This is a genomic window from Pseudonocardia sp. P-1, assembly GCF_058111925.1.
This window is the reverse complement of record NZ_CM176614.1, coordinates 4,554,176-4,572,274: the sequence shown is the minus strand read 5'-3', so window position 1 is coordinate 4,572,274 and position 18,099 is coordinate 4,554,176. Positions and strand designations below refer to the sequence as shown.

15 protein-coding genes are annotated in these 18,099 nt (G+C 73.1%); 5 read left to right on the top strand and 10 right to left on the bottom strand.

What is annotated here, in order from left to right; genetic code table 11:
* Nucleotides 1-5: 5 nt before the first annotated feature.
* Both AC0GKK_RS22455 and solA read right to left on the bottom strand, forming a co-directional pair.
* Nucleotides 6-1,337 (bottom strand): aromatic ring-hydroxylating oxygenase subunit alpha, encoded by a 1,332-nt coding sequence (locus AC0GKK_RS22455; RefSeq protein ID WP_489882466.1) that lies wholly within the window; start codon nucleotides 1,335-1,337, stop codon nucleotides 6-8.
* Between the two features lie 32 nt (nucleotides 1,338-1,369).
* Nucleotides 1,370-2,554 carry an N-methyl-L-tryptophan oxidase gene (solA, locus tag AC0GKK_RS22450; RefSeq protein WP_482638064.1) on the bottom strand — a complete coding sequence of 395 codons (1,185 nt, stop codon included), beginning with the start codon at nucleotides 2,552-2,554 and terminating at the stop codon, nucleotides 1,370-1,372.
* 107 nt (nucleotides 2,555-2,661) lie between these two features.
* Between solA and AC0GKK_RS22445 the strand changes: the two genes are divergently transcribed.
* Nucleotides 2,662-3,588 (top strand): LysR family transcriptional regulator, encoded by a 927-nt coding sequence (locus tag AC0GKK_RS22445; RefSeq protein ID WP_482638065.1) that lies wholly within the window; start codon nucleotides 2,662-2,664, stop codon nucleotides 3,586-3,588.
* A 364-nt stretch (nucleotides 3,589-3,952) separates the two neighbouring features.
* On the opposite strand, the gene pcaD is transcribed toward AC0GKK_RS22445, so the two are convergent.
* From pcaD to AC0GKK_RS22420, 5 genes are all read right to left on the bottom strand, one after another.
* Nucleotides 3,953-5,314, bottom strand: a complete 1,362-nt coding sequence (gene pcaD, locus AC0GKK_RS22440; protein WP_357439524.1) for a 3-oxoadipate enol-lactonase — start codon at nucleotides 5,312-5,314, stop codon at nucleotides 3,953-3,955.
* Complete coding sequence (locus AC0GKK_RS22435) at nucleotides 5,311-6,138, bottom strand: adenylyltransferase/cytidyltransferase family protein (RefSeq protein ID WP_489882465.1); 828 nt, start codon at nucleotides 6,136-6,138, stop codon at nucleotides 5,311-5,313. The genes pcaD and AC0GKK_RS22435 overlap by 4 nt, the downstream gene beginning before the upstream one ends.
* A 76-nt stretch (nucleotides 6,139-6,214) precedes the next feature.
* Nucleotides 6,215-7,087: a dioxygenase family protein gene (locus AC0GKK_RS22430; protein WP_476652234.1), complete on the bottom strand. Its 873-nt coding sequence runs from the start codon at nucleotides 7,085-7,087 to the stop codon at nucleotides 6,215-6,217.
* Nucleotides 7,084-8,679, bottom strand: a complete 1,596-nt coding sequence (locus AC0GKK_RS22425) for a 4-hydroxyphenylacetate 3-hydroxylase family protein (protein WP_100880615.1) — start codon at nucleotides 8,677-8,679, stop codon at nucleotides 7,084-7,086. Before AC0GKK_RS22425 ends, AC0GKK_RS22430 begins: the two co-directional genes overlap by 4 nt.
* Before the next feature lie 73 nt (nucleotides 8,680-8,752).
* Nucleotides 8,753-9,304, bottom strand: a complete 552-nt coding sequence (locus tag AC0GKK_RS22420; protein ID WP_073577353.1) for a flavin reductase family protein — start codon at nucleotides 9,302-9,304, stop codon at nucleotides 8,753-8,755.
* A 143-nt stretch (nucleotides 9,305-9,447) separates the two neighbouring features.
* Between AC0GKK_RS22420 and AC0GKK_RS22415 the strand changes: the two genes are divergently transcribed.
* The 3 genes from AC0GKK_RS22415 to AC0GKK_RS22405 all read left to right on the top strand — a co-directional run bounded on the left by AC0GKK_RS22415 (nucleotide 9,448) and on the right by AC0GKK_RS22405 (nucleotide 13,339).
* Nucleotides 9,448-10,266 (top strand): IclR family transcriptional regulator domain-containing protein, encoded by an 819-nt coding sequence (locus AC0GKK_RS22415; protein ID WP_357439533.1) that lies wholly within the window; start codon nucleotides 9,448-9,450, stop codon nucleotides 10,264-10,266.
* A gap of 368 nt (nucleotides 10,267-10,634) precedes the next feature.
* Nucleotides 10,635-11,432, top strand: a complete 798-nt coding sequence (locus AC0GKK_RS22410) for a DUF3048 domain-containing protein (RefSeq protein ID WP_405415807.1) — start codon at nucleotides 10,635-10,637, stop codon at nucleotides 11,430-11,432.
* A gap of 266 nt (nucleotides 11,433-11,698) precedes the next feature.
* Nucleotides 11,699-13,339 carry an SLC13 family permease gene (locus AC0GKK_RS22405; protein ID WP_489882464.1) on the top strand — a complete coding sequence of 547 codons (1,641 nt, stop codon included), beginning with the start codon at nucleotides 11,699-11,701 and terminating at the stop codon, nucleotides 13,337-13,339.
* A 6-nt stretch (nucleotides 13,340-13,345) separates the two neighbouring features.
* On the opposite strand, the gene AC0GKK_RS22400 is transcribed toward AC0GKK_RS22405, so the two are convergent.
* Nucleotides 13,346-14,203, bottom strand: coding sequence for an alpha/beta fold hydrolase (locus tag AC0GKK_RS22400; RefSeq protein ID WP_253066658.1), 858 nt, complete (start codon nucleotides 14,201-14,203; stop codon nucleotides 13,346-13,348).
* 509 nt (nucleotides 14,204-14,712) lie between these two features.
* Here AC0GKK_RS22400 and AC0GKK_RS22395 point away from each other — a divergent pair.
* A complete protein-coding gene (locus tag AC0GKK_RS22395; protein ID WP_489882463.1) occupies nucleotides 14,713-16,887 on the top strand; it encodes a proton-conducting transporter transmembrane domain-containing protein in 2,175 nt (724 codons plus the stop codon).
* Here the strand turns inward: AC0GKK_RS22395 and AC0GKK_RS22390 are convergent.
* Together AC0GKK_RS22390 and AC0GKK_RS22385 are read right to left on the bottom strand one after the other, a co-directional pair.
* On the bottom strand, nucleotides 16,845-17,504 hold the full coding sequence (locus AC0GKK_RS22390; RefSeq protein WP_405415796.1) for a DUF305 domain-containing protein: 660 nt from the start codon (nucleotides 17,502-17,504) through the stop codon (nucleotides 16,845-16,847). The two genes, AC0GKK_RS22395 and AC0GKK_RS22390, sit on opposite strands and share 43 nt — an antisense overlap.
* A 75-nt stretch (nucleotides 17,505-17,579) precedes the next feature.
* Nucleotides 17,580-18,005, bottom strand: coding sequence for a DUF6153 family protein (locus AC0GKK_RS22385; RefSeq protein ID WP_357439545.1), 426 nt, complete (start codon nucleotides 18,003-18,005; stop codon nucleotides 17,580-17,582).
* Nucleotides 18,006-18,099: the final 94 nt, after the last annotated feature.

The following is an 18,099-nucleotide window of genomic DNA, read 5'->3' as shown; positions in this document are numbered from 1 at the left end:
AGGTATCAGGCGATACTATTCGGGTCCGGGAACATCCGCACGGCGGTGACGTCGTCGCCGGCCGGGACCCGGTCGAGGCCGACCATCCGGTCGACGACCATGTTCTGGAAGCGGTGGACGGGCTCCTCGAAGCGGAAGCACATCCGGCCGCCGCGGAAGGCCGGGTCCGCCAGGCCCTGCTGGACCCGCTCGACGATGTCCAGGTCCTGGCGGTTGACCAGGTCCCAGAACGCCTCGAGCTGGTCGAGCCCCGCACGGCCGTCCTCGTCGTCGACGAACTCGGGATGGGTGAGCAGCACCGCGGTCTCCTCCGTCCGGTCGGCGGCCACCGGGCGGTTGAGCAGCACGAAGGCGTGGTTGGGCAGCACCACCAGCGCGCAGCTGGGGAACAGCCAGACGAAGCGGCCGCTGTCCGCGTCGTCGGGGCCGAGCGTGCTCAGCGGCGCCGGGCCGTCCCAGCCGCCTGCCTCGGTGTTGCGCGACACCGGGGTGGTGCACATGCCCGTGTACATGCCGGGGCCCTGCCAGCGGTAGTGGTCGGAGAACCGGGAGACCCGGTTGAGCTCGGGATGCACCCACGGCAGGTGGTAGTACTCCATGAAGTTCTCGCCGACGAGCTTGTAGTTGGCCGCGACGTCGTAGCGGCGGCGACGGCGGGGCGACCAGGCCTCCAGTCGGTGGTCGGCGAACCGGGCGGGCAGGTCACCGAGCTGCTCGCGCAACGGGCCCGGATCGCGGCCGAGGTGGACGAACAGCAGGAACCCCCAGCTGTCGACGGCGACGGGGAGCAGCCCCTGGTCGGCGCGGTCGAAGCCGGTGGCGACCGAGGTGTCGAACACGGGCTCCTGCCCGGCCGGGACGTCGGAGCCCTCGAACAGCGGGGTGCCCAGGCACGCGCCGTCGGTGTCGTAGGTCCAGCTGTGGTACGGACAGCGGATGCGGCCGCGCCTGCCGACCTCACGGGCGTCGGCGTCGAGCAGCCGGGTGGCGCGGTGGCGGCAGACGTTGTGGAAGGCGCGCAGCTCACCGTGCCGGTTGCGGGTGACGATCACCGACCGCCCCGCGACCTCGACGACGACGCAGGCGCCGTGCCGGTCGACGTCGGCGGTGAGGCCGACCGCGACCCAACCGGTCGCGAACACCCGCTCCCGTTCGAGGGCGAAGAACTCCGGCGAGGTGTAGGCGTCGGGCAGCAGGGTCGACGCCTGGTCCACGGGGAGGCGGGTGTGCCGGTAGGTGGCCTCGTCGCCGAACGTGGCTGGGTCGACCGGCCGGGCGGGCAGGGCGTCGTGGGGGGCGGGCGCCGGGCCCGGGGTGACCGGGAGGTCGATGCTCACGGGGGTCTCCTCTCGTCGCGGGGCGGACGGGCTCAGGTGTGGAAGCTGCGTGGGAAGGCGGGGTCGGTCAGCGCGGGCCGGGTGACGGAGAAGGCGTCGACCGGATGCGCCGGCTCCGTGCCGAGAGCGAGGTCGGTGAGCAGCCCACCGATCAGCGCGGCGAACTTGTACGCGTGCCCCGCCCCGATGGCGACGACGACCTGCGGGGTACCGGGCAGGGTGTCGAGGACGAAGTCCTGGTCCGGCGGGACGGTGTAGAGACAGGTCCTCGAGTACAGCTCCGGACCGCGGAACCGCGGCAGGTGCCGGGCGAGGAAGGCGTCGTAGCGCTCGCGGCGGACCGGGTCGGGGTCGAACGAGCGGCCGTCGGCGGTGGTCTCCTCGCCGCCCATGTGCTGGCCGAGCTTGGTCGCGACCTCGCCGTACACCGGGAAGCCGTAGAAGTTGTGCTCGCCGTGCCACATGAAGACCGGGAAGCGGCCGGGCGAGAACTCGGCCAGGTGCGGGGTCGCGTAGTAGGTGACCTGCTCGCGCAGCACGGTCAGCGGCAGCCGCAGCCCCACCCCGGCGAGCAGCTGGTTGGTCCAGGCGTCGGCGGCCAGCACGACGCGGTCGGCGCGCAGGGTGCCCCCGTCGGTGACGACCGCGACCCCGCCGCCGTCGGCCCGGATCGACCGGACCGGGGTGTGCGGGCGGACCTCGGCGCCGTGCGCCCGGGCCAGCGCGACGTGCACCGCGTTCGCCCGCGCGGCGTCGACGATGCCGGAATCCTCCTGGTACAGGGCCTGCTCGCCACCGGAGGTCCGGAACTGGGGCCAGCGCCCGGTGAGGGCGTCGGCGTCGAGCAGCTCGTAGGCGACGCCGTGGCGGTCGAACAGCGCGGTGTATCCCTCGATGTTCCGGGTGCCGGTCGCGGTGCCCGCCCGGGCGACCCGGTCCTCGATCACCAGCCCGCCGGTGCGGGTGACGAGCCGCTGGCCGGACTCCTCCTCGACGGCGGCCCAGGCCCGGTAGGCGGGTGCGGCCAGGGCGGCGTAGGCGTCCTGGTGCTGGGCGAGCCGGATGATCCGGGAGTGGTCCTGGGACGCGCCCCGGTGATGGCCGAGCGCGAACTGCTCCAGACCCAGGACCCCCGGACCGAGCTCGGTGGCGAGCCGGTGCAGCGCGGCCGAGCCGAGCCCCCCGAGGCCGATGACGATCGCGCGGTACGCACCCATCCGTCGTGCTCCTGCCGTTGCGCGGTGTGCTGACGACGACAGGGTGGGCGCCGGAAACCGTTCAGGTCCATCGCAGAATCGGACCCGGAATCTTGTACGTTCTGCGAATGATCGATCGGAGGCTGCGGGTGCTGACCGCGATCGCCCGGCACGGGACGGTGACCGCGGCGGCCGAGGTGTGCCGGATGACGCCGTCGGCGGCGTCGCACCAGATGCAGGCGCTGGCCCGCGAGCTCGGGGTGACGCTGCTCGAACCCGACGGACGACGCGTGCGCCTGACCGCCGCGGCGCGGACCCTGCTGACGCACGGCGAGACCCTGCGGGCGCAGTGGGAACGGGCACAGGCCGACCTCGCGGCCCACCGCGACGGCGACACCGGCGGGGCGCTGCGGTTCTGCGGGTTCTCCACCGCGGCGGCGGCCGTCGTGCCGGAGGTGCTGGGACGGCTGCGCACCGCCCATCCCGGGTGGGAGCTGCAGCTGCGGGAGTGCGAGCCGGCCCGGGCGTTCGACCTGCTCGCCGCGGGTGACACCGACATCGTGGTGGTCGTCGCGACGTCGAGCCTCCCGCCGGTGACCGACCCGGCGTTCGACCAGCGGACCCTGTTCGACGAGCCGCTGGACCTGCTGGTCGGCCCGGACCACCCGCTGGTCGGGCGCGCGGACGTGGCGCTGGCCGACACGGCCGCGGAGCGGTGGATCTGCAGCAATCCGGGACGGGCCTACCACCAGCTTGTGACGATGGCCTGCGCCGGCGCGGGGTTCGCGCCCGACATCGCCCACCACGCCGACGAGTGGGACACCGGCGCCGCGCTCGTCTCCCGCGGGTTCGGCGTCGCGCTGGTCCCCCGCCTGGCCGACGTCCCAGCCCGTCACGAGACCCGGCGGATCCGGATCGGCACGCCGCCGGTGCCGATCCGCCGGGTGGTCGCCGCGGTCCGCGCCGGTGCGCGGCACCGGCCCGCGGTGGCCGCCGGGCTGGCGACCCTGGACGAGGTGTGCCGCGAGCTGGCCGACCGGCTCGCCGCGGCCTGACCCCGGACAGCGACAACGCCGGTCACGGCGGACCCGGACCGCTGATGCGGGACGGGATCCGCCTCGAGGTCAGCCACCTCCACGTCGCCGGGGAGATCACCGTCGCCGAGCTGCGCGCGACCTCGGTGACCCTCGACGGGGCGCCGTTCGACAACGGCTACCGCCGGGCCCGCCGGTTCGATCGGCCCGGCCCGGCGCCCGGATCGTGGAGGTCCGCGCTTACCTCGACAGCGCCATGGTCGCCTGGACCGTCGACCGCAACGAACCGCTGCGGGCGGGCTGAGCAGCGGGAGGGGCGGCGTGGCGGGCACGGACCGCCGTCCCCTCCCGGCCGTGCCGCTCCGGCGACCGGCCCCGCCCACGATCAGGAGTGGCTCGCGCGCCGACCTCCTCGATCCTCTCCTCCGCCCGGTGTCGGGGCGGTGCCGCCGCGCGGGCCGGCGGCGAAGCTCCGCACCAGTCCGGTGACCCGCTCGGCCGCCTCCACGTTGGTGAGGTGCGCGGCCCCGTCGATGACGACGTAGCGCCCGTCCGCCACCCCGTGGGCGACGATCTTCGCCAGCTCCGGCGGTGTGGCCGGGTCGGCGCCACCGGCGATCACAAGTGTCGGGACGGTGATCTCCGGCAGCCGTCGCCGGACGTCGAAGGCGCCGATCGCCTCGCAGCATCCGGCGTAGCCCTCCGGGTCGGTCGCCCCGAGCATCCGCAGCAGGCGGACGGCCTCCTCGTTGCGGGTGCGCACGAAGTCGTGGGTGAACCAGACCCCGGCCCGGCTCGTGATCATCGCGGCCGTCCCCTTCGCCCGGACCTCCTGCGCACGCGCTGGCCAGCTGGAGGGTTCGGCGAACCGTGCGGCCGAGGCGATCACCGTGAGGGTCTCGAGACGGCCGGGGTGGTCGAGGGCGATCTGCTGGCCGATGGCGCCGCCGATCGAGACCCCCGCGTAGTGGGCGCGGCCGATGTCGAGCCGGTCGAGCAGCGCGACGACGTCGCGCGCGAGGCCTGCCATCGTGTACGGCCCGGCGGGTGCCGGGCTCGCACCGTGCCCGGGCAGGTCGTAGCGCACGATGCGGAACTCGTCGGCCAGCGCGTCGACCTGCTCGTCGAACAGGTGCAGGTCGGTGCCCAGCGACGGTCCGAGCACGAGGACGGGGGCACCCTCGCGGCCGTCGATCCGGTGCGCGAGGTCGATCGGGGCGTGGACGAACTCGACCTCCGGTTCGGGCGCGCCCGTCCGGAAGGTCGCGGCGGCGTCCTCGACGCTGAACACGCCCTTCTCCCAGCCGTCGGCGAGCGGCGCGAAGTAGTCGAACGAGATACGTTTGCGCCGGTAGCGCCACTCACCGTCGAGGCGCACGACGCGGTCGTCGTAGCGACCGGCGGCCACGTGCGGCACCCCGTCGCGGACGCAGGGCTGCCACAGCAGCGAGTGGACACGCGCCGCCGCGGGCTCGCCGTCGACGGCGTCGTCGTCCAGCTCGACCTCCAGGTTGGACACGTGGTGCCAGAACGAGGTGAGCCCCTCACGGGCCAGGCCGGCGAAGAACCGGCGCAGACCGACCGGGCCCCGTGCGTGGCGGAGGCCGACGAACTCGCCGTCGTCGGTGAACAGCGAGACCAGGGTGTCCCAGTCGCCGTCGTCGAGGGCCCGGCAGTAGCGCGCGTCGAGGGCCCGGATCTCCTCGATGGCCTCCAGCCGGGCGAGGCGCTGCTCCGCGGTGGTCATCGGAGCGCGCCGCCGTCCCCGGCGAAGACGACCGAGACCGGACCGTCCGGTGACGGCAGGTCCCCCGCGGCCGCGACGATCCGCACCCGCCCGTCGGGCAGCACCTCGACGTCGGCCGTCCTGCCGTCGACGAGGCCGCGGTAGCGGCCGGGCGGTGGGAGCGCCGTCCCGGGCTCGGGACGGACGACGTCACCGCGGCGGGCGCCGTCGACCCGGTGCGGGCGGCCGAGGGCCCGCGCCGCGGCGTCGAGCCGGCCCGACCGGATGCACCGCCGGGCGTGGGTGGACGAGCACGGGGTGTCGACCACGCGCAGCAGCGGCACCACGTGGGTGGTGAAGCCGAACCCCGTCCCCAGGGTCGCCAGCGTGGTGACGTCGCCGGCCGCGCGGGCGCCGAAGGTGAAGTTCGCGCCGACGACGACCGCCGCGGCCCCCAGCCCGCGGGCCAGGACGTCGCGGGCGAACTCGTCCGGGGTCCGGGCGGCCAGCCCGGAGGTGAAGCGCAGGACGCAGACCGCGTCGACACCGGCGGCGGCCGCGAGCTCGGCGCGGTGGTCCACGGTGGTCAGGACGGCGGTGTCGCGGTCGACCCCGAGCACGCGGGCCGGATGCGGGTCGAAGGTGAGCAGCACGACCGGGAGCCCCCGCTCCCGCCCGACGGCCCGGGCGTGGTCGATGAGGCGGCGGTGGCCACGGTGGACGCCGTCGAAGACACCGACGGTCACCACGCAGGGGCCGAAGGAGTCGGGCACGGCGTCGACGCCCCACCACAGCGGGACGACGGGCCGGCTCGGGGTGCGGTCGGGTGCCTGGGCGGCGGTCATGACCGGGACCTCCACGTCACGGTTGCGCCGACGGGTGGGGCGGGCCCCGTGCCGGGGCCCACCCCACCCGTTCGGACTACTCGGGTTCGAGGACGAAGTCGTGGTCCGAGCGGACCTCGTCGCCGTCGCCGGTGGGCTGCGGGTCGAGTACCAGCTCCGGCTTGGTCGCCGAGGCGACGTCGGAGTCCAGGTACGGGTCACCGGTGAAGAACAGCTGGGTGGTGACCGTGCGGTGCCCGGGGGCGGAGACCAGCAGGTGCAGGTGGGCCGGTCTCCACGGGCTCCATCCCGCGGTCGTGGTGAGCTTCCCGGTCGGGCCGTCCAGCGGGATCGTGTACGGGGCGGGCCTGCGGGTGTGGATCTCGAACCGGCCCTGCTCGTCGCAGGCGACGACGCCGCGCAGGTTCCCGGCCGGGGGCTTCTCCGCGAAGCCGGAGTACCAGCCCTCGTCGTCGGTGTGCCAGATGTCGACCGTCGCCCCGGGCAGCGGCGTGCCGTCGGTGCCGGTCACACGGCCGGCGAGGACGAGCGGGGTGCCGGGCTCGTCCGCGCGCATCGGCAGGGTCGCCGGGGACTGCAGCCGGACCTGGCCGTCGAGCCAGAACGGGCCGAGGATGGTGCCGGTCGAGCCCTGCTGGGACTCGGCGGCCACCCGCTCGACCTCGAACTCGAGGTAGACGTCGAGGAACAGCGGCCACTCGCCGGTGTCGGAGACCTCGATGAGCCAGCGCTTGAACGCGTCGAACTCGGAGTAGGTCACCTTGTGGTCGCGGATCGCCGCCCGGATCCCCTCCAGCGCGGCGCCCACGACGGCGGCGACGCGGTCGGCGTCGGCGCCGGTCCCGGGCGTCTCCCGCGTGCTGGACAGACCGAGGCGCGCGGACTCGGTCGCGTTGGCCCCGGCGAGCTCGGCGCCCGACGGTGCGGTGCCCTGGTCGGTGGTGGTCATGACCCGTCCCCCTCCGCGACCCTGCGGCCGAACAGCCGCACGTCGTCGTTGTTGATCAGGTCGGGCACGGTCCAGCCGTTGAGGTCGTACTCGTCGAGGCACTGCTCGGCGAAGCCCTTCATCGCCGACGCGGTGCCCGACGCCTCGGCGGCGAACAGGAGCTCGGCACGCACGCCCTCGTGGTTGCCGGAGTAGTTGCGCTCGTAGAGCTCGTGGCGCCCGCCGAACTCCGAGCCGATCGAGTCCCAGATCAGCTTCATGAGCTTGACCCGGTCGACGGCCTCGTAGCCGTTCGAGCCGCGGACGTACTTGTCCAGGTAGGGCCGGACCTCCGGGGAGAGGAAATCCGCGGAGTGGCTGGGCAGGTAGATCAGCGAGGCGCCCAGGTCCTGCATGATGATCTCCTTGACCCGCGGGTAGCCCAGGGTCATGAACCAGCGGTAGGCCAGGCCGTAGTCGAGTTTGGGCAGCTTCGCCCCACCCACCCACTCGTCGGGGTTGGCGCACATCGCATCCGACAGCGCCCAGAACATGTTGCGCCAGGCGATGACCTCGCCGACCCGGGTCTGCACGCCGCGGAAGTCCTTCGAGCCGGTGACCTCCAGGCCCTTCATCAGCAGGCCGGCGATGAAGTCGAGCTTGACCGCGAGCCGGGTGACGCCGTGGAAGGTGAAGCGGTGCAGGAAGCCGGACCCGGGGAAGAACGTCGACGCCTTCTCCGCGTCGCCGTAGATGAACACGTTCTCCCAGGGGATGAGCACCTTGTCGAGGATGAAGATCGTGTCGTTCTCATCCATCCGCGAGGAGAGCGGATAGTCGAACGGGGTGCCCATCATCGAGGCCTGCTGGGCGTAGGACGGGCGACAGATCAGCTTCATCCCGGGCGCGCCCATCGGCACGGTGCAGACCAGGGAGTACTCGCGCTTCTTGATCGGCAGGCCGTAGTGGGCGAGGAAGTTGAAGTGGGTGATCGCCGAACCGGTGGCGACGACCTTGGCCCCGGAGACGACGACGCCGTTGTCGTTCTCCTCCTCGACGTGCATGAACACGTCGGAGACCTCGTCCGGCGGGCGGTGCCGGTCGACCGGCGGGTTGATGATCGCGTGGTTCCAGTAGAGGACCTTCTCCTGCGACTCCTCGTACCAGCGCCGGGCATTGGCGGCGTAGGGGTCGTAGAACTCGGAGTTCGCGCCCAGGGTGCCGAGGAACGCGGCCTTGTAGTCGGGGCTGCGCCCCATGAAGCCGTAGGTCATCCGGGCCCACTCGGCAATCGCCTCGCGGTCCTTGCGCAGGTCCTCGACCGAGTGCGGGGTCCGGAAGAACGGGTGGGTGACGCCGGAGCTGCCGGTGTCGGTGGGGACGGTGAGTTTCTCGGCGCGGGTCGGGTCGTGCAGCGCGTCGTAGAGCCGCGCGGTCATCCGTACCGCGTTGCGGAACGCCGGATGGGTGGTCACGTCGGCGACCTTCTCGCCGTAGAGGTAGACCTCGCGGTCGTCCTTGAGACTTTCGATGTACTCGTCGCCGGTCATCGGCCGGGTGACGCGGCCGTCGGCGTCGGTGGGGGTGGCGACCGAATCCTGCTGCAGGGTCATCATCGACTCCTTTGTCGTTCGGGCTCGGGGGGCGAGCCGTGCGTGCGCACGGCGTCATGGACGGGGGGTGTGGTCAGCGGGCCGCGGCCGGGGTGATCCAGCTCTGCCCCGCGGGGCCGTCGGCCGAGTCGCCCCACAGGACCGGCTCGTGGTCGTCCCCGAGGTGGTGGAACCGGCCGGTGTGGAACAGGAGCGGGGCTCCGTCGTGGATCAGGAACTCCTGGACCTCGCCCAGATAGAGAACGTGATCACCGCCGTCGTAGGCCTGCCAGGGGGTGCAGGAGATGTGCGCCAGGGCGCCGTCGAGCCGCGGCGCACCGCACGCGCTGTCGGGCAGCCACGCGACGTCCTGGTTCGGCCGGCCCGCGAAGTGCAGCGCCAGCTCCTTCTGCCCCGACGCGAGGACGTTCACGGTGAACGGCCGCCGCTCCTGTTCGACCAGGGCGCACAGGCGCGACCGCCGGTCCAGCGACACCAGCACCAGCGGCGGGTCGAGCGACACCGCGGTGAAGGCGTTCACCGTCGCGCCGTGCGGCGTGCCGTCGGCCCCCTGGCAGGTGATGACGGTGACGCCGGTGGCGAAGTGCCCGAGGCACCGGCGCAGCTCTCGCGGGTCGATCGCCATCGATCGCTCCTCCCTGTACGCTCTGCGTACACATTGCCCGCTTTGCGTTCACGACCACTGTGTCGAGTGGGTTCGCGCTGGTCAACGCCCCTGCGGCGCCCGCACGGACCGGGTCACGATCAATTGAGAGGAATCCCGTCCCAATGACCGACGTGGCCGACGGTGCCGGTGCTCGGGACCGCATCCAGAGCATCGAGCGGGGTTTCGCCGTGCTGCTCGCCTTCGACGCCGACCGGCCCCGGCCGACCAGCTCGGACGTGGCGGCGGCGACCGGCCTGTCCCGGCCCGCCGTCCGGCGGATCCTGCTGACCCTGGAGCACCTCGGCTACGTCGAGCAGGCGCACGGCCACTGGCGGCTGACGCCGCGCGTGCTGTCGGTCGGACAGCGGTACATCGCGACGCACTCGATCGTCGACGCCGCCCGCCCCTACCTGACGCAGCTGGCCGAGCAGACCGACGAGTCCGCCTCGCTGACCGTGCTGGACGGCACGGACGCCGTCTACGTCGCCCGGGTGCCGGTACGCCGGATCCTGCAGGTCGACGTCTCCCCCGGCACCCGGGTCCCGGCCACGGCGACCGCGATGGGGCGGGTCCTGCTGGCCTGGGCCGGGGAACCGACCATCGCCCGGGTGCTCGCCGCGGCCCCCCCGGCCTGCACCCCGCGGACCGTCACCGATCCGAAGGCGTTGCGCGGGATCCTCCGGGAGGTGCATACCCGGGGCTGGGCGTTGGCCGTCGGCGAGCTCGACCCGGACCTCATGGCCGTGGCGGTCCCGGTGCGGGACCACACGGGAGCGGTCGTCGCGGCGCTGGCGTCCGCGACCAGCGTCGGCCGGTGCTCACCGGAGAGGCTGGTCGAGACCGTCCTGCCGCACGTACTGGCCACGGCCGAACGCCTGAGCCGGAGCCTCGGACGACCCTCGCGCGCCCGGTTCGGCGCCACCCGCGACGGGTTCTACTGACCGCGGGTCAGTCGTGCGCGACGAACAGAGTGGCTCCGCCGTCGGCGGAGCTCTCCAGGTCGGCGGCCGCCGCCCGGCCCTCCGGTGACGCCACCAGGTCGTATGCCATGGCCGGGTCCGCCGTGGTCGCGGTCCAGCGGGTCCGTGTGGTTCGCGCCCTGGCGTGCGACCGGCCGTGGCGCGACGTGGCGGAGTACGGTGCGCCGGTGCGTGGGAACCCGGCGGTGAGGGCCCTCGTCGGACTGGTGCTGGTGGGCGCCGTCGGATGCGCTCCGTCCGTGCCGGTACCGCCACCGGCGACCGCTCCGGCGCCGCTCCTGTCCCCGCTGACCGGGCTGCCCTCCGAGCCCGGAGCGAGAGTCTTCGCCGTGAAGATCGACAACACCGCGGAGGCGCGCCCGTGGGACGGCGTCGAGTTCGCCGACGTCGTCTACGTCGAGCCGGTCGAGGGCGGCCTCACCCGTCTGCTCGCCGTGTTCGCCTCGCAGCTACCGGGCTCGGTGGGGCCGGTGCGCAGTGCCCGGGAGACCGACATGGGCGTGCTCGGCGCCTACGGCCGCCCGGCCCTCGTCTTCTCCGGCGCCGCACCGCCGGTCATGGACGAGATCGTCGCCGCGCCGCTGGTCCCGGCCGTGCCCCGCGAGTTCCCGGCGGCGTTCCGGCGTGACGACCGGCGGCCGGCGCCGGTGAACGTCTACGTGGACCTGGCGGACCTCCGCGGCCGGGTGCCGGAGGCGGGGCCGGTCCAGGACATCGGCCTGCGCTTCGGGCCCGCGCCGGACGGGGGTGCCCCCGCCCCGGAGCGCACCGTCCGGGTGGGTTCCACCGCCGTCACCGTCACCTGGAGCGCACCCGACGACGCCTGGACGATCGCAACCGGCGAGGAGATCGCCGTCGCCGGCCCGGACCGGCGGCCGGTGCGGGCGGACACGGTGGTCGTGCAACGGGTGGGGGTCGTCGAGTCCTCGGTCCGGGACAGCGCCGGCTCGGCCTCCCCGATCGCGCTCACCGTCGGCGCGGGCGACGCCGAGGTCCTGCGTGACGGCCGTTCGTTCCCCGCCCGGTGGTCCCGTCCCGCTGCGGGCGACCCCACCCGTCTGACCGCACCCGACGGCCGTGAGGTGCCCCTGCACCCGGGGCGGACCTGGGTACTGCTCGTCGCGTAGGCGGTCCGCCCGGGGCATCGTGCGGCCCCGTTCCACGGTCGCAGGGCGCAGGTGCCGTGACGGCATCGTCGATCGCAGGGATTCCCGATGGACGCCGCCCGGGTGACCCGCGTCGTGGCCGTCCCGACGTACCACGCCGTCGAGCCCGTGCCGTTCCTCCGTTCGCTCGGTCATGCGTTCGAACGAGAACAAACGACCCGGATGGGGACAATTCGGGTACGGTCCGCGACGCAGCACAGCGGCCGTACGACACAGGGGTTCCGACGATGACGACGAATGACAGCGGTCCCGAGCCCGGCACGGCCACGGCGGATCCTCAGGCTCCGGGAGCGGCGACCGCCGCCGACGGCAGAACCCCGCGGGCGACGTGGTCGCTGCGTCTGCTCGGCGTGGCGCTCGCCCTGCTGACGTGGCTGCTGCTCGGGGCGGCGCAGGAACTGCCCCCCGAGGCGCGGATGGTCGCGGCGATCGGTGTCCTGATGGCGACGTGGTGGGTCACCGAGGCCATCCCGCTGTCGGCGACCGCGCTGCTGCCGGTGGTGCTGTTCCCCGCGTTCGGGGTGGTGTCGGTGACCGACACGACCGCCCGCTACGGCGACCCGATCGTCTTCCTGTTCCTGGGCGGCTTCCTCATCGCGATCGCCATGCAGAAGTGGCACCTGCACCGGCGGATCGCGCTGCTGACGCTGCGGGCGGTGGGCACGACACCGACCCGGATCGTGCTCGGCATGATGGTGGCGACGGCGTTCCTGTCGATGTGGGTGTCCAACACCGCGACCACACTGATGATGCTGCCGATCGCGCTGTCGGTCCTGGCGCTGGTCGCCGAGCGTGCCGGGGGCGGCGGCGGCGAGGTCCGTCGCGGCGCCCCGCTCAGTGAGACCATCCGCGACCCGGCTGTGCGCTCGTTCGGCATCGGGCTGATCCTCTCCGTGGCGTGGGCCTCGTCGATCGGCGGACTCGGAACGCTGCTGGGCAGCCCGCCGAACGCCATCGTCGCCGGCTACGTACAGGACGAGCTCGACCGCGACATCAGCTTCGTCGGCTGGATGCAGCTCGGGGTCCCGATCGTCGTGGTGTTCGTGACCGTCGCGTGGCTGCTGATCACCCGGGTGCTGTTCCGGACCACACTGACCGAGATCCCCGGCGGCCGGGAGATGATCGACGACCAGCTCCGGGAGATGGGCCCGGCCAGTACGGCCGAGAAGCGCGTACTCGCGGTGTTCGCCTCCGCGGCGTTCCTGTGGATCGTGCCGGGCCTGCTCACCGAGTTCGACGCCGTGGACGCCGTGCTGCCGTGGCTGGGCGGGCTGAACGACACCGCGATCGCGATCGCCGCGGGTGTCGCGCTGTTCTTCCTGCCCTCCGCGACCATCCCGCCCGACGAGGCCGCGACCGGCCGCCGCGGCGGGTACCGGATGTTGCTGGCCTGGCCCGACGCCCAGGCGGGACTGCCCTGGGGCGTGCTGCTGCTGTTCGGGGGCGGGCCCGCCCTCGCCGGGGCGGTCGCCTCCAGTGGGCTCGACGAGTTCATCGGCACCAGCGTCGCCGGCCTCGGTGTACTTCCGGTCCTGCTGCTGGTGGCGGCGGTGGTGACGATCGTGCTGTTCCTGACCGAGGTCACCAGCAACACCGCGACGGCGGCGACGTTCATCCCGGTGCTCGGCGGGGTCGCGATCGGCATCGGCGCCGACTCGATGACGCTGCTCATCCCGGCGGCGCTGGCCGCGACGTGCGCGTTCATGCTGCCGGTCGGCACCCCGCCCAACGCCATCGTCTTCGGGTCCGGTGTGGTCACCATCGGCCAGATGGCCCGCGGTGGTCTGCTGCTCAACGTGGTCGGGGTCGTGCTGATCACCGGGTTCGCGTTCCTGCTCGGCGGATGGGCGCTGGGCCTGCAGTTCTGAGCCGTCTCACCCCGCCCCGGGGCCGGCCGGCGCGGTGATCCCGCGACGGACGGCGTCGGGGTGGGAGTGGGCGAGCAGGTGCCCCGCGTCGGCGACGAACTCGACGCGGGCCCCGAGCAGCATCCGGGCGGGGCGGGTCAGCTCCTCCGCCGGGAAGATCGGGTCGCGACGGCCGGCCAGGACGACGCACGGGATGTCGCGCCAGGCGGTGAGGACCGCGTTGGGCAGGGGTGCCGGCGCGAGCGAGCTGCGGGTGTGCTCGGGGACCAGCGTCATCCACTCGACGAGGTGGCGCCGGTCGGGCAGCGGTGCACCGCCGGAGAGGAAGGACAGCACCCGCTCGGTGCGGGCCTCGGTGGGATGCCACAGCCAGGGCAGGGCCGGGCGCAGACTCGCGGTGACCCGGGCGGGCACCAGACCGGCCGGGGCGACGAGGACGAGCCCGGCGACCGCCGGGCCGGGCCCGGCGCAGAGCGCGATAGCGGCGCCGAGGGACTCGCCGACGATCGTCGCCGGCTCGGTCCCGACCGCGGCCAGCACCTCGTCGATCCAGGCGCGATATCGGCCGACGAGATCGTCGGCGGGCCTCTCGCCGTGGCTGAGTCCGGGCTGCCCGGGGACGTCCACTGCCGTGACCCGGTGGTCGGCGGCCAGAGCCCGCACGACGTACGCCGATGCAGCGGCGCCGAGGGTCGTACCGGGCAGGAGCACCACGGCCGGCCCGGAACCGACGGTCGTGAGGTGGGTCGGCCCCAAGGGGGTGTCGATCCACCGGCAACGCGCGTCGGGCAGAAGGCGGCTGATCTGCAGGTTGCTCCAGTCGCGCAGCAGGGTACGGCCGGGTTCGGAGCGGTAGATGTCCATCGCGGGGCTGCCCTTCGTCGAGCGTGCGTGTTCTGCTCGCCGACCAGGCTTCCCGGCACACCGAGGCCACCGTAGGCACGTCGAGGCGCGTGAGCGAACGAGGGGTCCGTAAAGATCGCGCAAAGACGCTGCGCACGGATCGTCGTCGCAATTGTTTCGTCATGCGGCGACAACGGTGGCGTGGATCGCATCCGCCCAGCGCGACGACAGCCGCAAGAATCGCGTAGTCTTTGGGCGTGATTACTCGATGCGCCTTCCGAGCCCTGCAGTGGCTCGTGCCGCATCCGGGCACCGATGGTCATCCCTCGTCGTGGGGAGCCATCCTCGCCGGCGTCGCTCCCGACGCCTGAGCTCGCGACTCCGCACCGACAGGCGGCATGTCGCCGCGAACTGACCGCATGCGCAGCATCGCGGTGCGCGGGTTGCAATGTTTCGACACGTCGGCGATTCCCATTCCGGGTTCCGCCTGATACTTGTGCCCGAAATTCGCGCGAGGAGCTCTTTCCCCGATGTCGTTGTTCTGTGTTCTGGCGGCCCTGTGGCTGCTCGTTCCCGCGGTCGCAGTACTCGCGAACCGGGTCGGGGCGCGCGGCGGATGGCTCGCCGTCGTGGTGCTGACGGCCCTGACCGCCGTCGTCGCCACCGGCGGACCCGGCACGCGCACCGAGGCGGTGCCGTGGATCCCCTCGCTGGAGATCGCGCTGCGGCTGCGTGTGGACGGGCTCGGCTGGCTGTTCGCCCTGCTCGTCCTCGGAGTCGGCACGGTGGTGCTGGCGTACTCGACCTCCTATGTCACCGAGGAGCGGGCGGGCGGCTTCTTCACGCTGATGACCGCGTTCGCCGCGGCGATGCTGACCCTGGTCCTCGCCGACGACCTGGTCGTGCTGTTCGTGGCGTCGGAGGTCACCACCCTCTGCTCCTATCTGCTGATCCTGCGGGTGGGACCTGCGGGGCGAGCGCCGGCGGCACGCACGTTGCTGGTGACCGTCGCCGGCGGCCTGGCGCTGCTGGGTGCGGTGTGCGCGATCGTGGTGCGGACCGGGACCACGCAGCTGTCGGCCGCGCTCGCCGACCCGGCCTGGACGCTGGATCCGGTGTTCGCCGGTGCCGTCGCCGTCCTGGTCGCCGTGGCCGCGATGACCAAGGCGGCGCAGTTCCCGTTCCACTCGTGGCTGCCCGACGCCATGGTCGCCCCGGCCCCGGTCAGCGCCTACCTGCACGCGGCGGCGATGGTCAAGGCCGGCATCTACCTCCTGATGCGCTTCGCCGGCGCGGCGTCGGCGTCGCCGCTGTGGCCATGGCTGCTGGTCACGGTCGGCGTGGTGACGGCGCTGCTGGGCGGCGTGTTCGCGTTGCAGCGCAGCGATCTCAAGGAGATGCTCGCCTACTCCACGATCAGCCAGCTCGGTCTGCTCGTGGCCGTCATCGGCGTCGGGACCACGACCGCGCTGCTGGCCGCGAGCGCCCGAGTCGTCACGCACGCCCTGTTCAAGTCCGCCGGCTTCATGACCGTGGGGCTGGTGGAGCGCCGCGCCGGGACCCGCGACCTGCGTGAGTTGCGCGGCCTGTTCCGGTCGATGCCCTGGACCGCCACGATGATCGCCCTGATCGCCCTGATCGCCCTGATCGCCCTGATCGCCCTGAGCATGGCCGGCGTACCGGTGACGCTGGGCTTCGTCTCCAAGGAGTACGTCCTCGACGCCGCCCTGTCCGGAGACGGGGGCCCGGCACTGCTCGCCGCCGTCGGGCTCGGCGCCGCCGCGGTGCTGACCGTCGCCTACAGCGCACGGATGGTGTTCTCCGTGTTGTTCGGGTCGACGACCGCGCTCGGTCCTCCCGGCGGTGCACGGACGATGGCCGGGACGGTCACCGTCACCGCGCTCGCCGGTGCCCTGCTCGGGCCGGCGGTCTGGCTGCTCGACGGCGCGCTGCGGTCCTCGGCGGCCGCGGCTCTCGGGGTGGCCCCGGCGGCGGTCCCGGCCGTCTCCGTGTGGCACGGCGTCACCCCGGCGCTGGTGGTCTCGGCGATCGCCATCGCCCTGGGGACCGTGGTGGCCGTCGCTCACCGGTGGGTGGACCGGGCACTGGACCGGGCGCTGTTCCCGGTCACCGGCGTCGCGGTCGTGGAGCGGCTGCGCAGCGGTGTCGTCGGCCTGGGCCGGGCCACCGGCCGCCCCTACCGTGGTGACGCCCCTGCCCGGCACCTGCTCATCCCCCTCCTGCATGTGTACGCGACTCGTCAACCCACACGCTCACCGAGGCCGTCGAGCTGCCCGCTCCCGGAACGACACACCCGCAGCGGCGACGAACACCTACGGCTGCTCGCGAAACAGGACGCCGGATGCAGGTTCTTCATCACCCAGGTCGTCTACGACGTAGAACGCGGCCAAGAACGTTGTCTCCGATCTGGACTCGGGCGAGCAGGCAGCGCAGGAAGGCACGGCCGGGTCCAGACCTGGCGGCCGCGACCATTGCGGACAGTGGATCTCGGGCAGCGGGCCGACGCGCACTCTTCACCATCGGAGGGCCTCCGCCGTCGACACGGGTGGGGGATATACCGATTCACGGCCCGTCCCCCACCCGTATCGGTCAGGGTGAGTGCGGCTCGTGGTCGCCGTCGTCGCCCGTGGACGGCGGACGGTCAGCCGAGCAGCTGGCGCATCCGGCCGATCTCGGCCTGCTGAGCGTCGACGATCTGCTGGGCCAGTGCCTTCGCCTCGGCATTGGCTCCGGCGGCGAGTTCGGTCTGGGCCATCTGCACCGCACCCTCGTGGTGGGCGATCATCATCTCGAGGAACATGCGGTCGAAGTCGGCGCCGTCGGCGTGCTCGAGCCGGCGCATCTGGTCAGGCGTCATCATCCCGGCCATACCGCCGTGATCCATCCCGCCCTGGCCCGTTCCGCCATGGTCCATCCCGGACATGCCGCCCTGGTCCATCCCGGGCATACCACCGGATGCGGGAGCGCCCCAGGTGGTGAGGAAGGCCTGCATCTGCGCGATCTCCGGGCCTTGGGCCTGCTCGATCTCGGTGGCGAGACGGCGGACGTCGTCACTGCCGGCACGGTCGGCGGCCAGCTTCGACATCTCCACCGCCTGCTGGTGGTGCGGGATCATGCCCTGGGCGAAGGCGATGTCGGCCTGGTTGTGCTCGGCCGAGATCGCCGCGCCCGGAGCAGCGGAGCTGGTCGGGGCGGGGGCCGTGGGCGCGGCGCTGCCGGTGGGCTCTGCGCCGCCGCAGGCCGACAGCACGAGGGCAGCGGTCAGTGTCGTGGCCGCAGTGGCCACGTTGGTGATCTTCATGGGTGGTTCTGGCTCTCCGTGTCGAGTACGGGTGATCGGGGCCGGGATCCGGCGCTCTTCCGCGCCGGGGGCCGATCAGGTCCGCAACACGCAGAGCTGAGCGAGTCGTCTGGGAACGGGCGGCGGCCGCTGCGCGGGTCGGCTGCGGGGGCGCCGACGGGCCGCGGTGATCGCTACCGGGAGCGTCAGACGTCCGAGGAACAGCCACGCCGCGAGCAGGGCGAGCCCGGTGGCAGCCAACACGGCCAGGCACAGGTGCAGTGCGTGGGTGGCGTCGTGCTCGCCGTGGTCGGCCGGCATCGGAGGTTCGACTGCCACCGTTGCCGGTGGCGCGGATGCCTCGACGGCACGATGGTCGCTGTGCCCCGGCGCTGTCGCCGCCACCCCGTGCCCGGTGTCTGCCGTGGGGGGCGGGGCGACGAGTGCGTGCATCCCGATCAGGCCGAGCAGGACAGGCAGGACCAGCAGCACCAGCTGTAGCCCTTCTCGCCTGTTGCCCATGTCGGTCACGGTACCGGGGTGGTCGCCCGGCCCGCGCGCGCTGCCGCTACAGCCGGCCTGCCGTAGACGGCGGGCACGACCGGATCGGATCCAC

Bases quoted from the DNA above. Each gene is read 5' to 3' on its own strand.
- solA (WP_482638064.1), bottom strand. From the start codon at position 2,554: ATGGGTGCGTACCGCGCGATCGTCATCGGCCTCGGGGGGCTCGGCTCG.
- AC0GKK_RS22445 (WP_482638065.1), top strand. From the start codon at position 2,662: ATGATCGATCGGAGGCTGCGGGTGCTGACCGCGATCGCCCGGCACGGG.
- pcaD (WP_357439524.1), bottom strand. From the start codon at position 5,314: ATGACCACCGCGGAGCAGCGCCTCGCCCGGCTGGAGGCCATCGAGGAG.
- AC0GKK_RS22435 (WP_489882465.1), bottom strand. From the start codon at position 6,138: ATGACCGCCGCCCAGGCACCCGACCGCACCCCGAGCCGGCCCGTCGTC.
- AC0GKK_RS22430 (WP_476652234.1), bottom strand. From the start codon at position 7,087: ATGACCACCACCGACCAGGGCACCGCACCGTCGGGCGCCGAGCTCGCC.
- AC0GKK_RS22425 (WP_100880615.1), bottom strand. From the start codon at position 8,679: ATGACCCTGCAGCAGGATTCGGTCGCCACCCCCACCGACGCCGACGGC.
- AC0GKK_RS22420 (WP_073577353.1), bottom strand. From the start codon at position 9,304: ATGGCGATCGACCCGCGAGAGCTGCGCCGGTGCCTCGGGCACTTCGCC.
- AC0GKK_RS22415 (WP_357439533.1), top strand. From the start codon at position 9,448: ATGACCGACGTGGCCGACGGTGCCGGTGCTCGGGACCGCATCCAGAGC.
- AC0GKK_RS22405 (WP_489882464.1), top strand. From the start codon at position 11,699: ATGACGACGAATGACAGCGGTCCCGAGCCCGGCACGGCCACGGCGGAT.
- AC0GKK_RS22400 (WP_253066658.1), bottom strand. From the start codon at position 14,203: ATGGACATCTACCGCTCCGAACCCGGCCGTACCCTGCTGCGCGACTGG.
- AC0GKK_RS22395 (WP_489882463.1), top strand. From the start codon at position 14,713: ATGTCGTTGTTCTGTGTTCTGGCGGCCCTGTGGCTGCTCGTTCCCGCG.
- AC0GKK_RS22390 (WP_405415796.1), bottom strand. From the start codon at position 17,504: ATGAAGATCACCAACGTGGCCACTGCGGCCACGACACTGACCGCTGCC.
- AC0GKK_RS22385 (WP_357439545.1), bottom strand. From the start codon at position 18,005: ATGGGCAACAGGCGAGAAGGGCTACAGCTGGTGCTGCTGGTCCTGCCT.